Here is a 3,868-nt window from a genome sequence, read left to right on the forward strand (position 1 = left end):
GGCCCGCCGAGCGCGCGGTGACCATCACCCCGCCGCACTGCGCCACCTCTACAACCGCATGCTTGGCCAGCTCTACCACTGCCTCCACACCGGCCAGCCCTACGACCGCACCAAGGCATACCCGTCACATACTGCTCAGACTGCTGAGCCACTCACGACAGCGGCTGCTTGACAGTTACCAACATCGGAGGTCTGTGGATCGGATCTTTGGGTGCCGCCACAACGAACGTCGATCGGAGATCTGCAGTCTTGGGAGTGGGTGGGCAGATGCTCAGTCCAAGCGAATCGGAAGCGTGGCGACGATAGCGTCGGTGCGTGCGCGAATTGTTGTGGCCAGCAGCGGGCCCCGTTGGTTGTGCAGGATTCGGTAGCGTCGGCGCCTCGGTTCGATGTAGGCGAGCAAAACGACGACGAAGCGTCCCTTCTCGACTTGCGTTCGGACGAAACCGACGGTGGGCGCCACCAGGGTGCGGTGCGGGCTGGCTAGGACCCGTAGGTCAACCCCGGGGTCCCATTGTTTCCAGAGCTCGCAGAGCCGACGGTTGGCGTCGGGGTCGGTGTCGACGGTCACCGGGACCACTTCGCCGCCAAGCCGCATCGCGACCTGCAACGCATGCCCGATGACCTTGCTGATCGTGATGACCGGCACGATGACCAGCGCGTCGCCCGCTTTGCCGGAAAGTCCCGGAACGGGTTTTGGTGGCGGCCGGCCTAGATCCAACTGTTCGGCGACGTGATAGTAGTAGCGTTCGATCCGAGCGAAGAGCAGCATCAGCCCCGGCACGAGCAGCAGCAGCAGCCAGGCACCCTCGGTGAATTTGCTGGCGAAGAGCACCACTCCCGCAACGGCGGTGAGTACCGCTCCGGTCCCGTTGAGTGCGGCCTTGCCCACCCAGCCGCGACCGCGTTGTTGCAGCCAGTGCCGCACCAGTCCGGTTTGGCTGATCGTGAATCCGATAAAGACGCCGATCGCGAATACGGGCAACAACCGGTGGGTTTCGGCACCGACGAGGAGCAGCACCGCGGCGGCCAGCATGCCTAAAGCGGCAACGCCGTAGCGGTACACGGGACGTTCGGCGCGAAGCGTGAACAGGTGCGGCAGCCGGTGGTCCTTGGCCAGCAGCTGCATCAACACCGGCAGACCACCAAAGCTGGTGTTCGCCGCGAGAGCCAACACCAGAGTTACCGCCAGGTTGGTCACATAGAACGGCCACCCGGTTCCAAATGCTCCCGCCGACAGCTGCGCGAGTACGGTGACGTCGCCGCGCGGTGTGACTTGATTCAGCTTGATCAGCGCGGCCAGGCCGAGAAGCATGGCTGCCAGCAACACTCCCAACGCGACCTCGGTGTGTTGGGCCCGCTTGACGATGGGCGTCCGGAATTGGGGCACCGCGTTGGCGATTGCCTCGACTCCGGTCAGCGAGGAACAACCCGCTGAAAACGCCTTGAGAATCAACACCAGCCCCAATCCCTCGGTCGCACGGATGGGGCCCAGATCCGCACCGATGACGGCTACCGGATGCGGACGGATGAACCCGACGATGATGATGGCGAAGATACTGACGACGAACACCATCGTCGGTCCCATCAGCACCTTGGCCGACTCGGCGATTCCGATCAGGTTGATGGCGGTGATCAGGGCAAGCCCTGCCAACGTCACGCCCAGCAAGTGATGGGCCATCAGCGGAAAGACGCTGCCCAGACTGGCTGCCCCGGCCGCCAGACTCACCGCAACGGTCAACACGTAGTCGACGACCAGGCTCGCCGCAGCCAACAGGCTCACCGTCCGCCCGAGGTCCTTTTTGGCCACCGCGTAGGCTCCGCCGCCGTTCGGGTGGACCGCGATCACCTGCCGGTACGAGACCACCAACACCAACAGCAGCACCGTGATTGCTATCGCGATCGGCAGGGTCAACCGCACTGCCGCCGTACCCGCGGCGACCAAAACCAGCACGATCGCTTCGGGACCGTAGGCAACGCTGGACAATGCGTCCAAGGACAACGCGGCAAGACCGCCGATGGCAGTCAACCGATGCGGATCGCCGCGCAGATGTCGCCGCACCCGAGGATCAGCAATCTGATCGGTCGTTCGTTCCCGCTTGATGACTACCACTGTGCCGATTGAACACCCCGCGCTGCGACACGCGACTGCCACCTCGGAAGCGTTCATCGTGCGGCCACCCGTTGGTCGGGCCAACGTACACCGGTCGATGGTGGGCCCGCCGGCAGGCACATCCTCGCGACGGAAAAGTGATGCTCGCTCCCTATAGCCGAGGCCTCGGCCGCCGGCGCGTAGCCTGGACCGCGATGGCCGAGCCCGTGCACCTCGGACGCCCGTTGGGCGCTGCATCAGGGCGGCGGCGGTTCCAGCACGTTGCGGAGGCCGGCTACGCGCGTATCACCATGGAGGCCATCATCGACGGCGCCGTGAGCAGCGCCGCGGTGCGAGAATCCCTCACCTGCCAACACCTCGCGCAACAGCGGCCCGGTGATTCATCCCGCCGGTACGAAAGGGCCCCCAATACCTGACCACACGTCGGCGCCCCCCGGGACAGAGATCGCCCAAAACGGCGTGTTCGAACGATTCGCCCGCGCCGGGTACGTCGTGAGCGGCCTGCCGCACCTGATCATCGGCTACCTCGCCATCCGGATCGCTCTCGGCGTCGGCGCCGGCACCGCTGACCAATCCGGCGCGCTAGCGGCGTTGGCGGCCAAACCGGGTGGCATCGTCGCGATCTGGGTTGCCGTGGTGGCGCTTGTGGTGATGGGGCTGTGGCGCCTCGTCGAAACAGCACTCGGTCGGTCGACCGACCCGAAAACCCAAGGCGCATCATCGGAACTGTTGGACCGGCTTAAGGCCTTCGCGTTAGCAGTGGTCTATTTCGCGTTCGCATACTCTGCGTTCGGATTCGCCCGGGGCGCAGGGAAGTCCACCGGTCAGCAGAATTCGGCGATGAGCGCACGCCTGATGCAGACCGGCGCCGGCACGATCGCACTCATCGCCGGCGGCGTGATCATCGTCGCGGTGGGCGGATATCACGTCTACAAGGGAGTCAGCCGCAACTTTCTCGACGACCTCAAGGGCAATTCCAGCGACCTGGTGCGGCGACTGGGCATGGTGGGCTACATCGCTAAAGGCCTGGTTATCGCTGGTGCCGGGGTGCTGGTCGTCGTCGCTGTGGCTCGTTCGGAGCCGAACACGGCCACCGGACTCGACGGGGCCCTCAAAACACTCGGGGCCCAACCCTACGGAGCAGCACTCCTGATCGCCGCCGGCCTGGGAATCATCACCTATGGCCTGTACAGCTTCGCCATGGCCCGATACACCAAAATGTAAGTGCGTCCGGCGGACTCGCTTGCTAGCCGACCCGATGCCACGATCCTCGCCAGGCCGCACGGTTGCCGCCGCCGAACAGCGTATTCCCGAGGTACGGAGTTGTGTGCAGCCGGCCGCCCCGAATCCTGGGCCCCGGCGCTTCAGGCTGGCGGCTGTCGGGACCGACACCGGAGAGAGAATTGGCAGTCGACACTTGACCGCATCTCGGCTTTGATCAGATTTTGCGATTCGTCAGGTCGGCATCCCGCCCTGTGGTGGCGATGAAGTCGCCAAGGATGTCCACCACCGCTGTCGGGGACTCGACATGCGGGAAGTGCCCTACAGCGGCGAGCACCTCAACTCGACTACCCGGCACGGCGTCGTGAGCGGCGTAGCCGTGGGCGACAGGAATGATCCGGTCCTGTTCACCCCAAATCAGCAAGGTGGGTAGTCCATCACTCACATGTATCTTGCCGAGCGCACTGACCGCCTGGCCGCGGTAATCCACCACCGAGCGCAACGTACGCAGGAACGCCTGGCGTGTCTGCCGAT

General features: G+C 64.8%; 4 protein-coding genes. 2 read left to right on the plus strand and 2 right to left on the minus strand.

Annotation, left to right across the window (positions count from 1 at the left end; translation table 11 throughout):
* Nucleotides 1-271: 271 nt before the first annotated feature.
* Nucleotides 272-2,113, minus strand: coding sequence for an APC family permease (locus ACLQI9_RS09690; RefSeq protein WP_442377463.1), 1,842 nt, complete (start codon nucleotides 2,111-2,113; stop codon nucleotides 272-274).
* Nucleotides 2,114-2,307: 194 nt separating this feature from the next.
* Here ACLQI9_RS09690 and ACLQI9_RS09695 point away from each other — a divergent pair, with 194 nt between their 5' ends.
* Nucleotides 2,308-2,529: a hypothetical protein gene (locus ACLQI9_RS09695; RefSeq protein ID WP_442377465.1), complete on the plus strand. Its 222-nt coding sequence runs from the start codon at nucleotides 2,308-2,310 to the stop codon at nucleotides 2,527-2,529.
* On the plus strand, nucleotides 2,522-3,337 hold the full coding sequence (locus ACLQI9_RS09700; protein ID WP_442377468.1) for a DUF1206 domain-containing protein: 816 nt from the start codon (nucleotides 2,522-2,524) through the stop codon (nucleotides 3,335-3,337). The genes ACLQI9_RS09695 and ACLQI9_RS09700 overlap by 8 nt, the downstream gene beginning before the upstream one ends.
* Before the next feature lie 214 nt (nucleotides 3,338-3,551).
* On the opposite strand, the gene ACLQI9_RS09705 is transcribed toward ACLQI9_RS09700, so the two are convergent.
* Nucleotides 3,552-3,868, minus strand: a 317-nt coding sequence (locus ACLQI9_RS09705; protein ID WP_442391569.1) for an alpha/beta fold hydrolase, incomplete at its 5' end; no start/stop codon positions are given.

Source organism: Mycobacterium sp. (assembly GCF_052143115.1).
Classification (GTDB): Bacteria; Actinomycetota; Actinomycetes; order Mycobacteriales; family Mycobacteriaceae; genus Mycobacterium.